Raw genomic sequence first — 4,382 nt, 5'->3', positions numbered from 1 at the left:
TGCATCGTGAAAGTTTTCAGGAAAATCGGGAGTTTTAGGCATGACATTAACGGGATGAACAACAGGCTATTTAAAGTATAAAGGCAATCGCAGAATTCGTGACATATTTTGAAAATGAAATTGGTATAAACATCCGGGTTCTGTGCAGTACCACGAATAACCGGACTTTCAGGGTTCAGTGCTCGACGACGATGATCGTGTACCAACTGATCATCAATCATAGCCCGGATAACTGAGTCGGGCAGCAGAGAAATCTTGTTGATTTCGTGAGAGGTACGGAATCCATCAAAGAAGTGCATGAAAGGTATACGGGACTCCAGAGTCGCCGCCTGGGCAATCAATGCCAGATCATGGGCTTCCTGAACCGAGCTGGCGGCCAGCATGGCAAAGCCAGTGCTTCTTGCGGCCATTACGTCCTGATGATCGCCAAAAATAGATAATCCCTGGGTTGCCAGTGAACGTGCAGCCACGTAGAACACTGCCGGGGTCAGTTCACCGGCAATCTTATACATATTGGGCAACATCAACATCAGCCCCTGGGAGGCGGTAAAGGTGGTGGTCAAGGCACCGGTCTGCAATGAACCGTGAACCGCACCAGCAGCACCAGCCTCACTCTGCATCTGGGCGACGTGTGGCTTGCCACCCCAGATATTCTTGATACCTTCGGCAGCCCACTGCTCTGCCAGCTCCGCCATATTAGACGACGGTGTTATAGGATAGATAGCACAGACTTCGTTGGTCCGATAAGCAACGTAAGCAGCCGCCTCATTACCATCGATAGTGACACGAACAGGCTGTTCTTTAGATTGCTGAGACATTACCGTACCTCCATATGAGCAGCCATGACTGGCAATGAAACGTCCTGTTGAACGGCCTGCATCTCGATGGCGTGGCATGGGCACTGGCGGAAGCAGGCCATACAGCCGGTACAGAGGTCATGATTGACCTGATAGCCCTCCCCTTTGCCCAGTTTGGTAATGGCACCTTCCGGACAGGCCCCGAAGCAGCCATCACATTCAAAACAGTTACCGCAGGAGAAACAGCGGCTGGCCTCAAAACGAACCTGGGCTTCACTGAGCCCGTGCACCACTTCACTGAAGTCATTACGCTGTTCTGGAGAAAGCGCATCTTCATGCTGACGATCTGCCTGGGTACGGTACCAGAGGTGTAATCCGTCGTAGTCCACCAGGTGTTTTACTGCGATTTCATTGACTTTTTTACCGGTTAACCAGCTGCCCATACAGCGGGCAGCTTTCTTGCCATGTCCCACCGCAATGGTGGCAGTACGATCGGAAGGCACCATATCGCCACCGGCAAAAATACCTTCGCAGCCAGTCATCATATTGTCATCAACGGTCAGTGAGCCCCAGCGATCAAATTCCAGACCGGGCACTCTGTCCAGCATGCCTCTTTCCACGTCCTGGCCAAGAGCCAGAATCAGAGAATCCACCGCCAGTGTTTCATAACGGCCGGTTGGACGAGGGCGACCATCGTCCCCAATCTCCATGATCTCAACGTTAAAATCACTGCCTTCAATATTCTGGATGGTTCTCAACCAGTGGATATTGACGCCTTCGGCTTCGGCTTCATCCGCTTCGAAGCTGTGGGCAGGCATATGATCACGGTCGCGGCGATAGATGATCATGGCCTCATCGACACCCATTCTTTTTACCGTCCGTGCGGCATCCATCGCAGTATTGCCGCCACCGTATACTGCCACCCGGCGACCAAGCACCGGCTTTTCTCCCATTCCGGTTTCCCGAAGGAAGCTGACTGCATCCAGTACCTTGCCGGCGTCACGGGCAGGGATATCCACCTGCTTGCCAATATGCGCACCAATGGCCAGATAGACTGCATCGAACCGTCCTTCCTGCTTTTCAGCCATCAGGTCTTCTACCCGGTGATTCAGGGTGATCGAGATTCCCATGGATTCAATACGGGCAATCTCCGCTGCGAGCACTTCCCGTGGTAAACGATAAGCAGGGATACCAAACTGCATCATGCCACCGGCAATCGGTGCCGCTTCACGAATCTCAACGGTATGCCCCTGCAGACGCAGATGGTAAGCGGCGGTCAGACCGGAAGGGCCTGCACCAATCACCAGAACTTTTTTGCCGGTCTCATTTTTTGGGGCTGGCATATGCCAGTTCTGCTCAATGGCCATATCGCCCAGGAAACGCTCGATGGAATGAATACTTACACCGTCGTCCACCTGAACACGACTGCAGCCACCTTCACAGGGGTGATAGCAGATTCGACCATGGGTTGCCGGCAGCGGGTTATTCTTCATGAATGTGCGCCAGGCTTCTTCAAAGCGCCCTTCCTGAGCCAGTGCCAGAGCACCCTGGATATCATTCCCCGCCGGGCAGGTGTGATTACACGGGGGCAACGAGTTCTGATAAACCGGCTTGCGGGTAACGACCGGACCAGTACCCTGTACCGGAGATCTTCCGGGGGGTTGTGTCATATCCAGGGTATTCATAACGACTCCTTTACTGAACACTTTCCACCATACCAGAGCATTTCTGAGCAGCACTGATCAAAGTCATGGGAAGTGCTCATCACATCAATTTCAAGACGCTAATTCAGTATTAAACGATGGTTGTTTATTTACAGATTCTGCTTTTACCTGCTCAGGTTCTTCCATTTCCTGAGGCTCAGGAGAATCCTGTTTGAATAATTGATTCAACAGCACGGCAACCAGTGCTCCAGTGGTGATTCCTGAAGAGAGGCTGACCTGGAAGAATGAAGGCAGGTTAGAGAGAATATCCGGGCGAGTGGTAACGGCCAGACCGGCAGTGATGCTCACGGCCACAATGACACTGTTACGTTCATTAAGATCGACTCTCGAGAGCATTTTGATGCCCGCGGCGATGATCATGCCGAACATAATAATACTGGCACCACCCAATACCGGCTGTGGCACCGTTACGATCAATGCTGCCAGCTTGGGAAAGAGCCCAGCAATCATCAGTAACGCACCGGTCAGTGCAACAACAAAACGACTGGCAACACCGGTAATGGCAACAATCCCCACATTCTGACTGAACGATGAGAATGGTGTGGTTCCAAATACGGCTGCCAGAGCACTGCCGACACCATCACACAGGATACCGCGAGACAGTCGTTTGCCGGTCAGTTTGCAATGACTGACTTCACTCAATGCCAGGAAATCACCGGTAGATTCCATAATGGTCACCAGATAAACGATCCCCATACTGATGACACCGGTAATCGGGAAGGTTAAGTCCACAGGCAACAGGCAACAGGCTGGGAATTCGAATGAATGCAGCCTCACTGATTGGCGCAAAATTCACATCCCCCATCAGTACACTGAGCAAATAACCCGCAGCCATACCAATAACAATGGCACCGGTTTTGAATAGACCGGATCCTTTGCGGTTCAGCGTGATAACCACCACGGCAACCAGCAGACCAATCATCAGGTGAGGAAGGGCGCCATATTCGGCACTGCCTGGCAGAGCACCCGCAAACCAGTCTGTCCCCACTGGTACCAGAGAAACGCCAATCATCAAAATTACGGTGCCAGAAACAATGGGCGGAAACAGTTTCCGAACCTGCACCATGAACTGGCTACCAATGATCATGACCAGAGACCCGCCCAGGGCAGACCCCAGAATGCCGGATAATCCATGCTCCTGGCCGATGGCAATAGCCACGGCGACAAAGGTAAAGCTGGTGCCCATAACGCAAGGCATACGAATGCCGACAGGCCCCAGTCCCAGGCACTGAACGATGGTAATGATTCCAGAAACCAGCAAAGCAGCACTGACAATGCTGACCATTGTGCTTTCTGGCAATCCCAATACTCCGCCCACAACCAGAGGGACAGCAATGATGGCACCGAAAGCAGCCAGCATATGCTGAAGAGCAAGAACAAGTGATGTTCCCAGTGGAGGCCGATCTTCAATCTCGTAAAACGACTTCATTGCTGTTTCCCCGAAATCCAGGCAAGACGATCCCGTCAACGCACCGGACTGGTTTGTTGTTGATTATGAAAAGTTATTAAAAAAAACTTTAAGCTATGGTCTTAATGACTCTCTTCAGAAAGTCTCTAATGAATAAAGTCACCCATTAATATTTAATTTACTTTTTAGTAGGGGGTTCTTCTCCTACATATTCCAATGCAGCTCTTTTTCTCCCAGATGATTCCCCGACCCGGATTTCTGAACCACTTACAGTGGGAAAATTTTCATCAGTTGAAACATCTTCATCATCTGACATTTCGTTTTCAACGCGATGTGCGACTTTGTAAGAAGCTATCTCAAATTACTAGCATGATGGTAAGTCCAACTTAAATCTTCAAAATCACACAACTATACGCTTTCCGTTTTTTTAATCTTCGGAAATAAGGTTCTCAA

4 protein-coding genes and 1 pseudogene are annotated in these 4,382 nt (G+C 50.8%); all 5 read right to left on the bottom strand.

All coding sequences use genetic code 11. The annotated features are described in order from the left end of the window. A pseudogene (locus AK963_RS25940) lies at positions 1-818 on the bottom strand (hypothetical protein); the annotation flags it as partial. Then, positions 818-2,482 (bottom strand): NAD(P)-binding protein, encoded by a 1,665-nt coding sequence (locus tag AK963_RS25935; RefSeq protein ID WP_066018260.1) that lies wholly within the window; start codon positions 2,480-2,482, stop codon positions 818-820. The gene AK963_RS25935 and the pseudogene AK963_RS25940, both read right to left, overlap by 1 nt. Positions 2,483-2,572: 90 nt before the next feature. Continuing rightward, positions 2,573-3,217 (bottom strand): solute carrier family 23 protein, encoded by a 645-nt coding sequence (locus tag AK963_RS36735; RefSeq protein ID WP_274520558.1) that lies wholly within the window; start codon positions 3,215-3,217, stop codon positions 2,573-2,575. Continuing rightward, a complete protein-coding gene (locus AK963_RS36730) occupies positions 3,174-3,950 on the bottom strand; it encodes a uracil-xanthine permease family protein (RefSeq protein ID WP_066018258.1) in 777 nt (258 codons plus the stop codon). Before AK963_RS36730 ends, AK963_RS36735 begins: the two co-directional genes overlap by 44 nt. Positions 3,951-4,107: 157 nt before the next feature. Next, complete coding sequence (locus AK963_RS33685; RefSeq protein WP_175404661.1) at positions 4,108-4,245, bottom strand: hypothetical protein; 138 nt, start codon at positions 4,243-4,245, stop codon at positions 4,108-4,110. Positions 4,246-4,382: the final 137 nt, after the last annotated feature.

This window comes from Endozoicomonas atrinae (genome assembly GCF_001647025.1).
Classification (GTDB): Bacteria; Pseudomonadota; Gammaproteobacteria; order Pseudomonadales; family Endozoicomonadaceae; genus Endozoicomonas; species Endozoicomonas atrinae.
Note: the sequence above shows the minus strand (reverse complement) of the source record. Positions and strands in the feature narration are given on the sequence as shown.